Raw genomic sequence first — 16237 nt, forward strand, 5'->3', positions numbered from 1 at the left:
TCGATGGCGACACCTTTTGGTTCGCGGGCGAGAAATATCGCATCGCCGACATCGACACCCCCGAAACGCACCCGCCGCGCTGCGCCGAGGAAGCGCGGCTCGGCCGCGCAGCGACCGACCGGCTGCGGGCGTGGCTCAACGCGGGCGCCTTCAGCCTCGAAGAAATCGCGCGACAGCGATCGTTATGGCCGCAAGCTGCGGATCGTGGTGCGCGGCGGCACCAGCGTCGGGTCGGTGCTCGTCGCCGAAGGGCTGGCGCGGCCGTGGGAGGGCCGTCGCCGACCGTGGTGCTGACGTTCACTCCTCGGGCGGGGGCGGTAGTTCGGCGCGCAGCGGCGGGTTGGGGCCGGCGATCTGGCGGCCCACTTCGTCGGCGAGGAGCTGGGCGACCGGATCGTCGGCCATCGCGCGCCATTCGCCGCGGCGCGCTTCCAGCGCGGCGGCGCGCTCGCCTTCGGGCAGCGCGAGGACGCGCAGATAGAAGCGCACCGCGCGCAGCCACGGCGCGTCGTCGGTCAGCGCATCCTCGGCCCAGCGGCTGAACGGGCCGCCCGCGGGAAGCCAGTCGCTGCCCTGGCGACGGAGGAAGAAAAGCAGGCGCGAGCCGCGCGGCACCATGGTGCGGATGCAGCCCCCGGCATAAGCGAGCGGATGCGCCTGTTCGAGCTGATAGGGATTGCTGAGCAGCGCGAAGTCGCCGCTCGCGAGTCCGACGGGCAGCGTTGTCGGCGCGTCGGCCGCATCGCCCTTGAGCGCCGCGACCGGGCGGATGCGGACGCGCATCGCATCGGAGCCGTTGCCCGCTGCCGGCCCTTCGACCACCGCGAGCAGGATCATGTCGGCCGCCGCGGTGAGGTCGAGATTGGTGGGCACGCGGTAGCCCGGAACGGGCGAGCAGGCGGCCGCCGGCGAGGGGGCGGCGAGGAGCGCCAGGCCGACGAGAAGGAGCGCGCGCATGCCGCGATGCTAGCGGGCGCGGCGCGCCAGACCAAGGTGCAACTTGGTATTACCCAGCCCGGCGAAATTTCGTCGCGGCCCGTCCCATGCTATGCATCGAATCGCACAACCCACGCGTATCATCGTTTTCACAGCGAGGAGAATGAGCATGGCCGAGCATGACCACAGCGCGATCAAGGAACATATGACCGTCGTCGGCGCCGATGGCGTCCATGTCGGGACCGTCGACCATCTCGACGGCGAGCGGATCAAGCTGACCAAGCGCGACAGCCCGCAGGCCGAGGACGGCGAAGGCGCGAAGCATCATTATCTGCCTGCCGGTCTCGTCGCGTCGGTCGAGGGCGACACGGTGCGCCTGTCGGCCACCGCCGCCAATGCGGTCGAGATGTTCGAGGAGGCCGAATAGCCCCTCGCCCGAAAAACCAGAGGGCCGCGCGGCGCAATCCGGCGCCCCGGCACGCAACTGGCCCGCCCGACCCCTTTCCGGCGCGGGCCATTTTCTTGGCGTGGCGCGGTAGTCTAGAGCAGCGAGCCTTAAATCTGCACCGTGTCCCCGAGCGAAGACGAGGGGCTCTGCCGAGCGAAGTCGAGGCTGCGACGCTGCGGTTCTCGCTCCGCTCGAACGAGCCCCTTGTCTTCGCTCGGGGAGACGAGTCGATTCAGATTTCCTGCAATTTGCTCTAGCCCCCGACTTCGCGGGCGCAGTCGATGCAGAGCGCGGCTTCGGGTTTCGCCTCGAGCCGCGCGGGGGCGATCGCCTGGCCGCAGCGGGTGCAGGCGCCGTAATCGCCCGCGTCGATGCGCGCGAGCGCGGCGGCGACCGCGCGCGCCTCGCGCGTCAGCAGCGCATCCTCGCCGGCGAGCGCGTCGTCGTCCTCGCGCTCGGTCGCCGCGTCTTCGCCGTCGGGGCTGACCGGCGCGGTCATGTCGCTTTCGACGCGCGCGCCGCGGGCGTGAAGGTCGGCGAGGCGATCGGCGAGGCCGGCGCGGATCGCGGCGAGTTCGGTGGTCGAGAAAGCCATGGCAATTCCTTTCGCTGCGCCCGGGCTAGCCGGACCGGACGAGGGCGTCTTTGCGCGGCGTCAACGACGCATCATGCGCGCGCAGGGGCGCGAGGCAAGCGAAAAGGCGCCGGGAAGGGGAACCTGGCGCCTTTGCTTGCGATCATGGGGGAAGCGATCGCGGGTAAAGGAAACGGCTTAGCGAACGTCGGCGTCGGCGCCCGCATGGAGCGTCAGCGAATCCTTCGGAAGCTTGCTGACGAGGCTGCCCGCGGCGCCGTCGGCCTTGCTGTAGAGCTCCGACAGCGGGATGTTGTAGAGCTTGCCGCCGCTGACGACGACCGCATTGTCGCCATCGACGCTCTGCACCGTGCCGATGCTGTTGCCGTTCATGTCGGTGACATTGGCGCCGGCGCGGACCTGATCCTGCGTCGCGAGCTTGAGGTTCGCCGAGTCGGCCGTGTCGTTCACCATATCGTCGGTCTGGCCGACGACGTCGCCGACGGGCTGAGTGACGCGGCCGGCGGTGTCGCTCGCGACCTCGCCGGGATTGACCTGACCGGTGACGTCGCCGGTGACCTGCCCGGCGACGCCGCCGACCTGTGCGAAAGCGGGGGTGGCGAGCGCCGCGCTGCCCGCGGCGAGAAGAATGAGGGTGGTACGCATCGTCTCTCTCCTGTCGTGTGTCCGTTCGGGGACGGGGATGCGGAAGAAACGAATGAAGCGAGGGGCTTGTTTCATGAACGCCGGAGAAAACGCGCGTTCAGCCGGTCACCGGAAAGGATAAATATCGTGATTTCACAGGTTGTTGGTGAATAGAGCTGGCGGCGAGGAGAGATGCGGTAACGCGGCGGGTCGCCGAAAATATGCGACGAACTCCGCCGCGCCCGCGCCGCCGCTCGTCAGTGCGCTTGACGGTCGGTGGCGATCAGCTTGTTGAGCGTGGCGATACGCCGCCGCGCGCCGGTCCAGTCGCGCTCGGGATGCGCCTGAATCCGGTCGAGGAGCGAGCGGACCTCCTTGCGGCGGTCGCCTTCGGTTACGGCCTGCATGGGCTTTCTCCTTTCCGATCGCCTGCATAGCATGGCCGCCCGGAGTCGGGCAAAGCGCCGGGCGCGACTGGCCGCAAGGCGCGGGCGGGCAATCCTGTTTTGCGCCGGCGCAGCGGCGCGCTATGGCGGCGCGATGGACATGGAGACGGCACGAGGGCGGCGATCGCGCGAAGTGGTGCTCGGCCGGCTGCGCACGGCGCCGGTGCTCGCGTGGGCGGGTGCGGCGGCGGCGGGGCTCGTCTGGGCGCTGTGGGAGCTTTTGTGGGGCGGCGGTTTTGCCGCGAGCGGCTTCTACCGGTTGCTCGGGCCGCTGACCGGGCCGCTGATCGTTGCGATCTTCGGCTATGCGACCTTCGATTTCGGGCGGATGTTCGCGCTGCGGCGGCGCTATCTGCGCCACGACGGGGTGCGCCTCTATCGCGGCGCCGACCGCTCGTGGCCGCTCGCCAATATCCGCGACGTCGTGGTGACGCGGGGCGCGCTGGGTATCGGCTCGCTGCGGCTGGTGGTCGACGACGACAGCGAGACGACGCGCGAGCTGGCAAAGCTCTATATGCTGGAGGGTCCGGTCGAGGCGGTGCGCGGCGCGGTGCTGTTCGCGACCGGGCGCCCGGTTCCGCTGTCGCAGACGCTGCATTGAGGCGCGGCGCGGTTCAACCCCGCCGTCCCCAAAACGCCTGCAGCGGCCGCTCGCCAAGGTGCGGCCAGCCGAGATAGATGGCGAGGTAGGTGAGCAGCGCCGCGCTGATCACCCCGAGCCCGAGCGCCGGATTGGCATAGCCGAGGATCGCGCCGAAGGCGGCGGCGAAGGACAGCGCGGTCAGGCGGCCGTGCGCCTTTATGTCGTGCGTCTTGCGCCGCAGCCGCCGGCCGCGCAGCGACAGCGCGATGCGCGCGAGCGGCGGCACCGCAAAGGCGAGCGCCATCCACCCCCAGTGGTTGAAGACGCTGTCGGGATTGAAGATGCGCGCGACGAGCCCGGTGGGCGCGGCGCCGAACAGGCCGATCGCCGCCATGATCGCGAGCATCGCGAAAATCTCGACGAGGTCGATCGCCGCCTCGGCCGGGCCGTAGCGCGGGCTGCCGTCGGGATCGACCTGATAGGCGACGATCGCCCCCTCGCCATATTGCGCGGCGAAATAGAGGATCATCAACCCCGCCGCCCACAGCTGGTAACGGTCGGGAAAGGGCGCGGTGAGCGCACCGAACAGGAAACTGCCGAGCAAGGCGGGATAGAGGAGGCCGTAGATATAGGTCGGCAGGCGCATGGGGAAGGGGTAGCGCGCCGGGGCGGCGGGGGGAAGGGGGGCGTGGGGCGGCTGGGCCGGACCAAAGTTCAGTAAAGGTCAGCCTTATGCGCGCTGCACATCGGAGGATTCGGACATATCGACGCGCTGCGCCGCGGTGGCGACCGATCTGGTATCGGCGAGCACCTCGATAAAGGCGCGCTGCTTGTCGGGCGACCAGCCATCCTTGCGGCGCTTGCGCAGCACCGGCACCCAGTCATAGGCGGCGGGGTCGCGCCCGTGCGCATCGAGCGCAGGGGTGGCGGCGGGGTCGGCGGCGGGCGTGAGCTCCGCGCCGGGCGAGGGGATGGGGGCGATATGGCTCATCCGCCAGTTTGGAACACAGCCGGATAATGTAGGAAAGGGGTTTTCGGGTGGAGCGTGCGAAATAGGATTTGTGAGAAGGTATGGCGAGACCCCAGACGAGGACGCGACCCGGCTGACTTCAGCCGTCTTCATGTGGCGCTTCGGCAATCCGGGGTTCAGTAAGCCGTCACTGCAATTCTCTTAAGCCTTAACTGTCTTGTCCGCTTTGACTCGATTTTGATCGGCATAGATTCTCCATTTTGTTACAGAATTATACGGATTTTTCTTGAAATGCTACCAGTATGGCAGTTTTAAAGTTCATTTTGGAGTTAATTTTGCGCGAAGACGGGGGTGATTTGAGGCATGATTCTCGTGTCTTGGGAGCAGGGGGACGCGAATGGGACAGGAAGGAACAAATCCAGGCAGCGGATATGATCTGCCATATCGGTTGAGTCTTATCGAACAGCAGATCCAGTCGCTGTTCAAAAACGGACCGGTCATATCGACGCCGGAATCGACCTATCGACATGTCGGGAACGGGTGGCGCGGCAAGCCGGTGCCAATTTCCTTTCCCGATGGAAAGGCGCGTGGCGTTCGTGAAATGCTCTGGAGACGGCGGCGGCGGGAAAGTCATTTTCCCGCCGATCTTTTTGCCGATCCGGCGTGGGATATGCTGTTGGATCTTTACGCATCCCATTACGAGCGAAAGACGGTGTCGGTTTCGAGCTTGTGTATCGCCGCGGCGGTTCCCGCGACGACAGCGCTGCGATGGATTAAGACGATGGCCGAAGAAGGTTTTTTCGACCGCACCGAAGATCCTGACGACGGGCGTCGGATCCACATCGCGCTTTCGGAGGATGGGCTTCAGCGGATGGACAATTATTTCAACGAACTGACGCAGGAAGGCGAATAGGAAGGCGTGTGCGGGGCGGCTGGTTTGCTGCCCCGCCGATAGCTTTGCAGGCGCGCCAATTACCTCAAACCGAAAATCCGCCCGCATTCCGCCGGTTCGAACTCGCCGCCAGCACCTTCTTGCCCGTCGGGGTCAGCGTCCATTTCGCGCCCTGTTGCGCGACCAGGCCGAGTGCGACGAGTTCGTCGCGGATGGGGTCGGTGGGGAGTTGGGGGCGGCGGTTCGAGAGGCCCTCGAGGCAGGCGCGTTGCGGCTGGCTGAGGATCAGGAGTTTGAGCTTTTTCTTTTCGGTCATTTGCGACTTCTCTTTTCGATCATCGTTTCGGGCCGTGCGGCCCACCCCGCTTCGCTAAGCCAGCAAGCTGGCAAGCTTCGCTGCCCCTCCCCTGAAGGGGAGAGGGTTTGGTTTTATTCCGCGGCGATGCCGGCCTTGGCGAACATATCCTCGCCCTCGTCGCCTTCGGTCGCGGCGGCCGGGTCGTCGTTGGCTTTGGCCTTCTTGCGGTTGTCGAAGCTGGTCCACACGCTGTTCCAGTCGCCGCGCGTCGCGGCCTTGCTGTACTCGGTCGCGCGCGTTTCGAAGAAGTTGGCGTGCTCGACGCCGTTCAGGAGCGGGGCGAGCCAGGGGAGGGGGTGTTCGTCGATCATGTAGATCGGCTGGAACCCAAGCTGCCCGAGGCGCCAGTCGGCGATGTAGCGGATGTAGCGTTTGATCTCCTTGGGCGTCATGCCGGGGACCGGGCCCTGTTCGAAGGCGAGGTCGATGAACGCATCCTCGAGCCGCACCGTTTTCTGGCAGCAGTCGATGATGTCTTCCTTCACCGCCTTGGTCAGGCAGTCGCGTTCCTTGACGAAGGCATGGAACAGGCGCGTGATGCCTTCGCAGTGCAGGCTTTCGTCGCGCACCGACCAGCTGACGATCTGGCCCATGCCCTTCATCTTGTTGAAGCGCGGGAAGTTCATCAGCATCGCGAAGCTGGCAAAAAGCTGCAAGCCTTCGGTGAAGCCGCCGAACATCGCGAGCGTGCGCGCGATATCTTCGTCGCTGTCGACGCCGAAGGTGCCGAGATAGTCGTGCTTCGCGCGCATCTCGTCATATTCGAGGAACATGCCATATTCGCTCTCGGGCATGCCGATCGTGTCGAGCAGGTGGCTGTAGGCCGCGATATGCACCGTCTCCATGTTGCTGAACGCGGTCAGCATCATCTTGATCTCGGTCGGCTTGAACACGCGGCCATATTTGTCGTGGTAGCAATCTTGCACCTCGACGTCGGCCTGGGTGAAGAAGCGGAAGATCTGCGTGAGCAGATTGCGTTCGTGATCGCTGATCTTCTGCGCCCAGTCGCGGCAATCCTCGCCCAGCGGCACCTCCTCGGGCATCCAGTGGATCTGCTGCTGGCGCTTCCAGAAATCATAGGCCCAGGGATATTCGAAGGGCTTGTAGGTCTTGCGGGCTTCCAACAAAGGCATCGGTCTATCCTCGGGTCAAATCTTGTTCGTCATTCCGGCGAAAGCCGGAATCCATCGATGGGTTGCGCTCCTTCGCGTGGACCCCGGATCAAGTCCGGGGTGACGAGGGAGTGGCGACGGGTCACTGGCAGGCCAGACACTCGTCATAGTCGGTGCTCCCCGCGGCGAGTTCGAATTTTGCCGCCTCGGGCGTGTTGTCGGCCTCGACCCCGCCCGCGAAGCCGGCGCGCTGGACCGATTTCGAGCGGAGATAATAGAGCGATTTGATCCCGAGTTCCCACGCGCGATAGTGGAGCATGAGCAGGTCCCATTTCTCGACGTCGGCGGGAATGAAGAGGTTCAGCGACGCGGCCTGGTCGATATAGGGGGTGCGGTCGGCGGCGAGTTCGAGTAGCCAGCGCTGGTCGATCTCGAAGCTCGTCTTGAAGCAGTCCTTTTCGTCCTGCGTCAGAAAGTCGAGGTGCTGGACGCTGCCGCCCTTTTCGAGGATCGAGTTCCAGATGCTGTCGCTGTTCTTCGCCTTGTCGACGAGCAGCGCCTCGAGGTGCGGGTTCTTGACCACGAAGCTGCCCGACAGCGTCTTGTGGGTATAGATATTCGCCGGGATCGGCTCGATGCACGCGCTGGTGCCGCCGCAGATGATGCTGATCGACGCGGTCGGCGCGATCGCCATCTTGCACGAAAAGCGCTCCATCACCCCCTGATCGGCGGCGTCGGGGCAGGGGCCGCGCTCCTTGGCGAGCAGCATCGACGCCTGATCGACCTGGCTGCGGATATGCTTGAAGATCCGAAGGTTCGACGATTTCGCCATCGCCCCCTCGAACGGCAGGCCGCGCGCCTGCAAGAAGCTGTGGAAGCCCATCACGCCGAGGCCGACGCTGCGTTCGCGGCTCGCCGAATATTTGGCGCGCGCCATTTCGGGCGGGGCGCGGTCGATATAGTCCTGGAGGACGTTGTCGAGCATGCGCATGACGTCCTCGATGAACCGCTTGTCGCCGTTCCACTCGTCCCAGGTTTCGAGGTTGAGCGAGGAGAGACAGCAGACCGCGGTGCGATCATTGCCGAGATGGTCGCGGCCGGTCGGCAGGGTGATTTCCGAGCAGAGGTTCGAGGTCGTGACCTTCAGCCCCAGGTCGCGGTGATGCTTGGGCATCATGCGGTTCACCTGGTCGATGAAGATGATATAGGGTTCGCCGGTCGCGAGGCGCGTCTCGACGAGCTTCTGGAACAGGCTGCGCGCGTCGACGGTGCCGCGCACGCTGCCGTCCTTGGGGCTGCGCAGGTTGAATTCGGCGCCGTCGCGGACGGCCTCCATGAACTCGTCGGTGAGCAGCACGCCGTGGTGGAGGTTGAGCGCCTTGCGGTTGAAGTCGCCCGAGGGCTTGCGCACCTCGAGGAACTCCTCGATCTCGGGGTGCGAGATGTCGAGGTAGCAGGCGGCCGAGCCGCGGCGCAGCGAGCCCTGGCTGATCGCGAGGGTCAGGCTGTCCATCACGCGGACGAAGGGGATGATGCCGCTCGTCTTGCCGTTGAGGCCGACGGGCTCGCCGATGCCGCGCACCGCGCCCCAATAGGTGCCGATGCCGCCGCCGCGGCTCGCGAGCCAGACATTCTCGTTCCAGGTGCCGACGATGCCCTCGAGGCTGTCGTCGACGCTGTTGAGGTAGCAGCTGATCGGCAGGCCGCGCCCGGTGCCGCCGTTCGACAGCACGGGGGTCGCGGGCATGAACCACAGGCGGCTGATATAGTCGTAGAGCCGCTGCGCATGTTCGGCATCGTCGGCATAGGCCGAGGCGACGCGCGCGAAGAGATCCTGATAGGATTCGCCGGGGAGGAGATAGCGATCCTTCAGCGTTTCCTTGCCGAAATCGGTAAGCAGCGCGTCGCGGCTTTCGTCGGTTTCGACCGCGAACCGGCGCGCGTGAACCTTCGGCTCGCCGCCGTCGTTCGGCTTGGCCGCGTCGCGGCTCGAATCGCTTTTCGATTCGGTCGCTTCGGGCGCGTCGTTCTTCGCCAGTTCCATCGTCGCCACGTCGTTCGTCTCCACCCGGTCCGTTTCCCGAAAATCCATTGCTTCACCCCGTTTCCTGCCGCGCGCCGCCGCGCGAGATGTTCCCGTCTTGTTCGACTCGTAGGGCGAAGCCCCAGCCTAACATTTTCCGCCCCCCGCGTGGGACTTTTTTTGGGCGCGAAAGGGTCTTTCCGCAGCCCATATGCGATGGGCGACGGAATTCCGCCATTTCCGGCCAAATACTAATGCTTGGGGTGCCCCCTTCGGCTGACCCACCACCTATAGTGCCACGTCGGCGCGTCGATGCAAGACGGTAAATGACAGATCGGGGACTCGACTCGTCGCTATTCCGATTCGTTTCGTCGCGCATGAAGGGCGCTTCGCCGGACGAAGGCGCGGCTTTCTGCGGGTGTCGGCGACGCGGCGCGGTGCGGCCGGGAGCGCAAAAAAAATCGGGTGGGCGGCGACCGGTTGGGGCGGTGCTCACCACATCTTGTGGATGGGACGCGGCGCAGGGCGTCCCGGCCGGCGCAACGAAAAAGGGCCCCGGCGATGCCGAGGCCCTTTATCTAATCCTTTGGAGGCTTAGGCCGACGAACCACCGCTCACGGTGCCACCGCCGCCCATCCAACGCCAAAACCAGCCCATTGCTTGTCTCCTGATGCGCACTGTCGAAAGCAGGACAGTTAACACACCATATACCTTAACAGATAAGGTAAAGCGAGTCTTAACCTTAACAATTCGTAACCAAATTGGCAGTTACGCGGTACGGCTGTGCGGAGAGGTCAGGAGGCTGGATGCGAGATCGGAGAAAAGCTGCGGTTTCCCAAGATGATAACCTTGACCGACGTCGCAGCCGAGCTGCTCGAGCAGCGCCATCGTCGGAGCATCTTCGATGCCTTCGGCGACCGCGACGGCACCAAGGCGGTGCGCCAGGTCGATGGTCGACTTGACCACTTCGAAGTTGCGCTGCGAATCGCGCATCGTCATCACGAAGCGCTTGTCGATCTTGATCTCGTCGGCCTCGACCTCGGTCAGATATTCGAGGTTCGACTGGCCGGTGCCATAATCGTCGATCGACAGGCGGATACCGGCGCGGCGGAGCTGCGCGAGCGTCTGGCGCGCCTGACGGCTGTTTTCGATCTGCGCGGTTTCGGTGATTTCGATTGTCAGCCATTCGGCAGGCAGATGATGCGCGGTGAGCATCACGCGGATCGTGCCGACGAGGTCGTTGTGATCAAGCAGCGCCGCCGACAGGTTGACCGACATGTTGATCGCGAGGCCGCGGTCGCGCAGCTGCGCCGCCGAGCGGATCGCCTGATCCATCACGAACAAGGTCAGGCGATAGATGTCCTGGCTCTTTTCGGCCTGGACGATGAATTCGTCGGGCGGGATCGGCCCGCGCGTCGGGTGCGTCCAGCGCGCGAGCGCCTCGACGCCGACGAGGCGGCCGGTCGCGATCTGATATTGCGGCTGGAAGGCGACCCAGATGTCGCCGCCGGCGAGCGCATCCTCGAGCTGCGAGTGAAAGCTCAATTGCCAGCCGGCATCGTCCTTTTGCCGCGGCATATATTTGGTCCACAGCGCGCGCGTGCGGATCGACTTTTCGGCGGCAACCAGCGCGGCGGCAAGCCGCTGCGCATTCGATCCTTCGAACTCGTCGTTGACGCCGAAGGCGATCGCGACGTCGATCTTGAACTCGCCGATCGTCAGCGGCGCGTTGAACAGTGCCGCGAGGCCGGCGAGATGCCCCTCGATCTGGCTGTGCTGATAATAGGGAACGAGCCAGGCGAACGTACCGTCGAGATCGTGATGGAGCTGCGTCCCGTGGCACGCGAGCGTCAGGCGGCGCGCGACCTGGTCGATGAGTTGCTGGCTGCCCTCACCGGGCAGGAAGGCGGCGAGATCCTCGAAATTGACGAGCTTGGCGGCAATGATCGTTGAGCTGCCGAACGGCGTTTGACTGCGCAGTGCCTCGAAGTTTGGGAGGCCGGAGACGGGGTTTTCGCGCTGCGCCGAGAAATGCCGGCGCTTGCGCGATACATGAGTGCTGACGAGGGCGACGAAGAACAGACCCGCTCCGGCCGACGCAGTCACAAGCGACAAGCTCAACAGAATTTCGCCCGCAACAAGAAGGGCTGCGATACCGGCGGCCATCCATGCGAATCGACGCTGGAGTGGCGTGAGCAGGACGAACAGCATCGCCGCAATCGAAGCGAGCAGCCCCGGCAGCCAGCCGATATCGACGGGATCGCCGCGTTTGAGCGTTTCGGCGGCTATCAGGTGAATATAGGCGCCGGGCACGAAGTCATGCCCAGGCAGATAATGTTGATCGGGCATGACCGACGCGGTGTTTGCGAAAATGACGTCCTTTCCTGCGAGCTCGCGGGCGCCAACCGTGCCGTCCAAAAGATCGATTGCGCTATATTCGGTGATGGTCGACACGTCATAGGAAAGATCGACCCGGAATTTGACGGGCCGATCTGCGCGCTTGTTCGCCAGGACCGCCGACAGGCTGGGCAGCAACCGCCCATTGGCCTCGTACATCAGCGGCACGCTCCAAACCTGCCAAAACTCGTTCTCCCAGGCGATGCTGGCAAGGAGCGCATCCTTTCCGACGATCGCAGGATCCGGAAAGGTCGTCAGCAGCCTTTCCGTTCCGGGAATCGTCGTAGTTGCAACCGCGAGAACGATCCGGTCGCTCATCTGGTGGACGGCGCTTGCCAGTGCCGCCGTGCCGCTATGTTCATCTTGCCGGGGGTAATAGAAGTCCACCATCAACCGCCGAACGCCAGCCTTGTCGATCGCTTCGATGACTTGCGCATGATCCTTCCGCGAAAAGCGCCCCCCAGGCATCGCACGCAGCGTCCGGTCGTCGATCCCCACGACGACAATGTCGCCTGTAACAGCCCGGTCGCCGAGCCGGCCCATGGCCATCGCGATCATTCGATCCGGAAGCTCGCCCGCGCCGGAAAAACCGACCGCGATGCTCAACAGCAGCGACAGCAACAGGGTGCGCCAGCTGATGATCATCCGGTTGTTCACAAGCGGCACGCGCGCTTCTCCAGCAATTGCCGGATCGGATTAGTTGCCGATGGTTAGCATCGCGTTAATTATGCGTGCGATGCGTGGCGCGGACCGCGCGCTTTTCTGCGCGATTCAGGCGATTTCGGGGAGCGCGGCGTCGCCCGCGAGTGCCGCGGGAGCGAGGCCTGCCGCCGCCGGGACGATCTGTTGCAGATAGAAGCGCGTCGAGGCGATCTTCGCCTCGAGGAAGGCGGTGTCGCCCGCGCCTTCCTCGAGCGCCGCCTTTGCGCCGCGATGCTGGAGCGCCATCAGCCAGCCGCACGTCGCGGTCGCGAGCATGGTGAGATAGGGGTAGCTTCCCGCGAGCCGGTCGGGCAGCGGCGCCTTCGCCATCCAGTCGGTGACCGCGCGGCACGCCTCGGCGAGCTGCGACAGTTCGGGGAAATCGTCGCCGGCACCATAAGCGATGTCGTCGATCAGCCCGCGGATCAGGTCGCCGCCCGCCATGCCGAGCTTGCGGCCCACCAGGTCGGCGGCCTGGATGCCGTTTGTGCCTTCGTAGATCGGCGCGATGCGCGCGTCGCGATAATGCTGCGCGGCGCCGGTTTCCTCGATGAAGCCCATGCCGCCATGGACCTGGATGCCCAGGCTCGCGACCTCGCAGCCGATGTCGGTCGCGTGCGCCTTCGCCAGCGGGGTCAGGATTTCGGCGCGCATCGCCGCGGCCTCGTCGCCCAGCTTGCCGAAATCGACCTGCGCCGCGGCATAATAGACGAGTGCGCGCGCCGCCTCGGTCTGCGCGCGCATCCGCCACAGCATCCGGCGCACGTCGGGATGCTTGTCGATCGTCACCGGAGTGCGATCGGGCGATCCGGCGAGCGACGACTGCACGCGCTCGGCGGCGAAGCGCTGCGCCTGCTGCGTCGCGCGCTCGCCGATCTGGATGCCCTGACAGCCGATCATCAGGCGGGCGTTGTTCATCATCACGAACATCGCGCGCATCCCGCCCATTTCCTCGCCGACGATCTCGCCAAGGCAATCCTCATCCTCGCCATAGATCATCACCGCGGTCGGCGAGCCGTGGATTCCGAGCTTATGCTCGATCGAGGCGCAGCGCACGCCGTTCGAAATCGTCGGCCGCCCGTCCGCATCGAGGCGGTATTTGGGGACGAGGAACAGCGAGATGCCGCGCGTCCCTTCGGGCGCGCCGGGGGTGCGCGCGAGGACGAGGTGGACGATATTGTCGGTGAGGTCATGCTCGCCGAAAGTGATGAAGATCTTTTGCCCCTTGATCCGGTAGAGGCCCGCGTGCTCGCCTTCGGTCACCTTTTCGGCGGTCGAACGCAGCGCGCCGACGTCGCTGCCCGCGGCGGGCTCGGTCAGGTTCATCGTGCCGTTCCATTCGCCGGTGATCAGCTTGGGCAACCAGGTCGCGCGCTGCTGCTCGGTGCCATAGGCCATCAGCGCGTGGATCGCGCCGGGGGTCAGGATGTTGCAGAGCGAAAAGCCCATATTGGCGCTGCCGAGTGCTTCGATCACCACGGTCGCGAGGGTGAAGGGCAGGTCCTGCCCGCCATAGGCGCCGGGGCCGTCGATGCTGCCCCAGCCCGCCTCGACGAACTGCCGGTAAGCCTCCTTGAAGCCGGGGGGCATGATGACCTTGCCGTCGTCCCATTTCGGATTGTTCGTGTCGCCGACGCGGTTCAGCGGCGCATAGACCTCGGCGGCGAAATCGCCGATGCCGGTGACGATCGCCTCGACCATGTCGGGGGTCGCGGCGGCAAAGCGCTCATGCTCTGCCATCGCGTCGATGCGCGCGATATGCTGAAGAACGAAGAGCTGTTCGGTGGTGGGCGCCGCATAGGTCATGGGGTTTCCCGCTTTTGGGGGTGATTCCGTTGCGCCCGGCGCTATAGCGCGGCATGGCCGAGCGTCAAAACGAGACTGTGGCAACCGAGGTCGTTCCCTTTGGGGACGAGGCGATCGCGCGCGCCGCGGAATTGATCGCGGCCGCGCAACCGGTCGCGGTGCCGACCGAGACGGTCTATGGCCTCGCCGCCGACGCGCGGAGTGCCGAGGCGGTCGCGCGCATCTATGCCGCGAAGGGACGGCCCGATTTCAACCCGCTGATCGTGCATGTGCCGGACCTTGCGGCGGCCGAGGCGCTTGGCGTGTTCGGGGCGGCGGAGCGGGCGCTTGCGGCGCGTTTCTGGCCGGGGCCGCTGACGCTGGTGGTGCCGCGCCGCGCGGATTGTCCGGTGGCGAGCGTCGCGACCGCGGGGCTCGACACGATCGCGCTGCGCGTGCCGGGGCATCGCGCGATGCAGGCGCTGCTCGCCGCGACCGGCGCGCCGCTCGCGGCGCCGAGCGCCAATGCGAGCGGGCGGGTGAGCCCGACCAAGGCGGCGCATGTGCTTGCGAGCCTCGCCGGCCGGATCGCGCTGGTGATCGACGACGGTGCGACGAGCGCGGGGGTCGAATCGACGATCGTGCGCGTCGTGGGCGGCAGGGTCGAGGTGCTGCGGCCGGGGCCGGTCACCGCGGCGATGCTGGGCGAGGTGTCGGGGCTGCCGGTCGCGGGGGTCGCGGGCGCCGAGGTCGTCGCGCCGGGGATGCTTGCGAGCCACTATGCGCCGGGCAAGCCGGTGCGGCTTGGCGCGGCGGATTTTGCCGGCGACGAGTTCGCAATCGGCTTCGGCGGCTTGGCGGGCGACTATAATCTGAGCGCGGCGGGCGACCTGACCGAAGCCGCGGCGCATCTGTTCGACGCGCTCCACGCGGGGGCGGCGAGCGCGAAGCCGCGGATCGCGGTGGCGGCGATTCCTGCCGCGGGGCTGGGCGCGGCGATCAACGACCGGCTGGCGCGCGCGGCGGTGTGAATTTTTGGCTCACACAAAGGCACAAAGGCACGAAGATAAATCCTATCTTCGTTCGTGCTGAGCTTGTCGAAGCACCGTATTTTTGCGACGTCGAAAGACAGAACGGCCCTTCGACAAGCTCAGGGCGAACGGAGGAAAACAACTTTTTTTTCGTGCCTTAGTGCCTTTGTGTGAGATAGTCTTTCAGGCCGCCGCCGGCTCGACCGGGTCGAGCTGCGGGGTCTTGCGCGCGACGATCAGGCACGCCGCGACGATCAGCAGCGCGCCGGCGATGGTCGGCAGCGTCACCGGCTCGGCATAGAAATACCACCCGAACGTCATCGCCCACAGGAAGCCGGTATATTCGGTGGTCGCGAGGATCTGCGCCTCGGCGCGGGCATAGGCCCAGCTCAAGAGCAGCAGCGACAGCGTCGCAAGCGCCGCGGCACCCGCGATGTGGGGGGCGTGGGCGGCATCGGGAACCGCGAGAAACCACGGCGCGCCGAGCGCGAGGATCGCGGCGACGAAGGCGTTCTGATAAAAGGCGATCTCGAGCGGTTCGGCCATCTTCGCCTGCCGCCGCGCGAGGATCAGGTTGATGGCGTAGAAGACCGCCGAAAGGAACACCGCGCCGACCGCCCACAGCGCCTCGGGCGCATAGGTGCCGCGCCCGAGCTTGCCCGCGACGATCACGACCACGCCGAGCAGCCCGAGTAGCGAGGCGGCGACCGAGCGCGGTCCGATCTTCTCGCCCAAAAACAGCGCGGCCATATAGAGCGTCATCAGCGGCGCGACGAAGGCGAGCGCGATCGCGTCGGCCATCGGCAGTCTTGCCAGCGCCCAGAAAAAGGTGATCGCCATCCCCGCGACGAACAGCGACCGCACCGCATGGATGCGCATCGTCGCCGCGCCCGGCCAGCGCGGCCGCGCGCAGGCATAGACCGCCCCGCTGAGCAAGGTGCCCGCACCGGTGCGCCAGAGCACGGCGTTATAGGCGCCGATCTCGATCGACAGCCCCTTCATCAGCACGTCCATCATCGAAAAGGTCGCAATCCCGCCGCACGCGACGAGAAAGGGGATGACGGGGGAAGCCGAATCGGGGCGCATGGGGAGGGCTTTAGCGGGGTCCGGGGTGGTTCGTCCCGGTGGATGTTGCGTATTTCGCAAACACCCGCCGCGACCCCTATGCAAGTCATCTGAAAACGGCCGATAAACGCCTTATCTTTCCCGTTCGGTTTGAGGAAGAGCGATGTCGGCTAACGACTGGAAGCTGCCCTATTTATCATCGTCACCCCGGACTTGATCCGGGGTCCATGACTTCGGCGCTGCTGTGGATCCCGGATCAAGTCCGGGATG

The 16237-nt window shown here is 65.7% G+C and carries 17 protein-coding genes; 5 read left to right on the plus strand and 12 right to left on the minus strand.

The window, feature by feature from the left end; all coding sequences use genetic code 11:
* The first annotated feature begins 3 nt into the window (after positions 1-3).
* Positions 4-294 carry a hypothetical protein gene (locus KNJ79_RS22490; protein WP_394357150.1) on the plus strand — a complete coding sequence of 97 codons (291 nt, stop codon included), beginning with the start codon at positions 4-6 and terminating at the stop codon, positions 292-294.
* Positions 295-297: 3 nt separating this feature from the next.
* Here KNJ79_RS22490 and KNJ79_RS04425 read toward each other — a convergent pair whose 3' ends face one another.
* Positions 298-957 (minus strand): hypothetical protein, encoded by a 660-nt coding sequence (locus KNJ79_RS04425; protein ID WP_317152936.1) that lies wholly within the window; start codon positions 955-957, stop codon positions 298-300.
* A 148-nt stretch (positions 958-1105) separates the two neighbouring features.
* Here KNJ79_RS04425 and KNJ79_RS04430 point away from each other — a divergent pair, with 148 nt between their 5' ends.
* Positions 1106-1363 (plus strand): DUF2171 domain-containing protein, encoded by a 258-nt coding sequence (locus tag KNJ79_RS04430; RefSeq protein ID WP_089215111.1) that lies wholly within the window; start codon positions 1106-1108, stop codon positions 1361-1363.
* A 274-nt stretch (positions 1364-1637) separates the two neighbouring features.
* On the opposite strand, the gene KNJ79_RS04435 is transcribed toward KNJ79_RS04430, so the two are convergent.
* The 3 genes from KNJ79_RS04435 to KNJ79_RS04445 form a co-directional block, all read right to left on the minus strand.
* Complete coding sequence (locus tag KNJ79_RS04435) at positions 1638-1979, minus strand: TraR/DksA family transcriptional regulator (RefSeq protein ID WP_089215110.1); 342 nt, start codon at positions 1977-1979, stop codon at positions 1638-1640.
* Between the two features lie 177 nt (positions 1980-2156).
* Entirely contained in the window at positions 2157-2624 is a 468-nt protein-coding gene (locus tag KNJ79_RS04440) for a hypothetical protein (RefSeq protein WP_317152937.1), read from the minus strand.
* A 236-nt stretch (positions 2625-2860) separates the two neighbouring features.
* Positions 2861-3010, minus strand: a complete 150-nt coding sequence (locus KNJ79_RS04445) for a hypothetical protein (RefSeq protein WP_170935454.1) — start codon at positions 3008-3010, stop codon at positions 2861-2863.
* A 31-nt stretch (positions 3011-3041) separates the two neighbouring features.
* On the opposite strand from KNJ79_RS04445, the gene KNJ79_RS04450 reads away from it, so the two are divergent.
* Positions 3042-3650: a hypothetical protein gene (locus KNJ79_RS04450; protein WP_317152938.1), complete on the plus strand. Its 609-nt coding sequence runs from the start codon at positions 3042-3044 to the stop codon at positions 3648-3650.
* Between the two features lie 13 nt (positions 3651-3663).
* On the opposite strand, the gene KNJ79_RS04455 is transcribed toward KNJ79_RS04450, so the two are convergent.
* Positions 3664-4278 carry a hypothetical protein gene (locus tag KNJ79_RS04455; protein WP_089215108.1) on the minus strand — a complete coding sequence of 205 codons (615 nt, stop codon included), beginning with the start codon at positions 4276-4278 and terminating at the stop codon, positions 3664-3666.
* An 84-nt stretch (positions 4279-4362) separates the two neighbouring features.
* Positions 4363-4623 carry a hypothetical protein gene (locus KNJ79_RS04460; protein WP_317152939.1) on the minus strand — a complete coding sequence of 87 codons (261 nt, stop codon included), beginning with the start codon at positions 4621-4623 and terminating at the stop codon, positions 4363-4365.
* A 376-nt stretch (positions 4624-4999) separates the two neighbouring features.
* Between KNJ79_RS04460 and KNJ79_RS04465 the strand changes: the two genes are divergently transcribed.
* Positions 5000-5515: a winged helix DNA-binding protein gene (locus KNJ79_RS04465; protein ID WP_317152940.1), complete on the plus strand. Its 516-nt coding sequence runs from the start codon at positions 5000-5002 to the stop codon at positions 5513-5515.
* 64 nt (positions 5516-5579) lie between these two features.
* On the opposite strand, the gene KNJ79_RS04470 is transcribed toward KNJ79_RS04465, so the two are convergent.
* The 5 genes from KNJ79_RS04470 to KNJ79_RS04490 all read right to left on the minus strand — a co-directional run bounded on the left by KNJ79_RS04470 (position 5580) and on the right by KNJ79_RS04490 (position 13892).
* The gene (locus tag KNJ79_RS04470) at positions 5580-5810 is read right to left on the minus strand and encodes a hypothetical protein (RefSeq protein ID WP_317152941.1); all 231 of its coding nucleotides are present in this window, start codon (positions 5808-5810) and stop codon (positions 5580-5582) included.
* Between the two features lie 113 nt (positions 5811-5923).
* Positions 5924-6985, minus strand: a complete 1062-nt coding sequence (locus tag KNJ79_RS04475) for a ribonucleotide-diphosphate reductase subunit beta (protein WP_317152942.1) — start codon at positions 6983-6985, stop codon at positions 5924-5926.
* Positions 6986-7106: 121 nt separating this feature from the next.
* On the minus strand, positions 7107-9056 hold the full coding sequence (locus KNJ79_RS04480) for a ribonucleoside-diphosphate reductase subunit alpha (RefSeq protein WP_317152943.1): 1950 nt from the start codon (positions 9054-9056) through the stop codon (positions 7107-7109).
* A gap of 699 nt (positions 9057-9755) precedes the next feature.
* Entirely contained in the window at positions 9756-12050 is a 2295-nt protein-coding gene (locus KNJ79_RS04485) for an EAL domain-containing protein (RefSeq protein WP_317152944.1), read from the minus strand.
* Between the two features lie 105 nt (positions 12051-12155).
* The gene (locus KNJ79_RS04490) at positions 12156-13892 is read right to left on the minus strand and encodes an acyl-CoA dehydrogenase (RefSeq protein WP_317152945.1); all 1737 of its coding nucleotides are present in this window, start codon (positions 13890-13892) and stop codon (positions 12156-12158) included.
* A gap of 53 nt (positions 13893-13945) precedes the next feature.
* Here KNJ79_RS04490 and KNJ79_RS04495 point away from each other — a divergent pair, with 53 nt between their 5' ends.
* Positions 13946-14902, plus strand: coding sequence for an L-threonylcarbamoyladenylate synthase (locus KNJ79_RS04495; protein WP_317152946.1), 957 nt, complete (start codon positions 13946-13948; stop codon positions 14900-14902).
* Positions 14903-15085: 183 nt separating this feature from the next.
* Here the strand turns inward: KNJ79_RS04495 and KNJ79_RS04500 are convergent, their stop codons facing one another.
* On the minus strand, positions 15086-15988 hold the full coding sequence (locus KNJ79_RS04500; protein ID WP_317152947.1) for a DMT family transporter: 903 nt from the start codon (positions 15986-15988) through the stop codon (positions 15086-15088).
* Positions 15989-16237: the final 249 nt, after the last annotated feature.

The organism is Sphingopyxis indica, from assembly GCF_032879645.1.
GTDB classification, from domain to species: Bacteria; Pseudomonadota; Alphaproteobacteria; order Sphingomonadales; family Sphingomonadaceae; genus Sphingopyxis; species Sphingopyxis indica.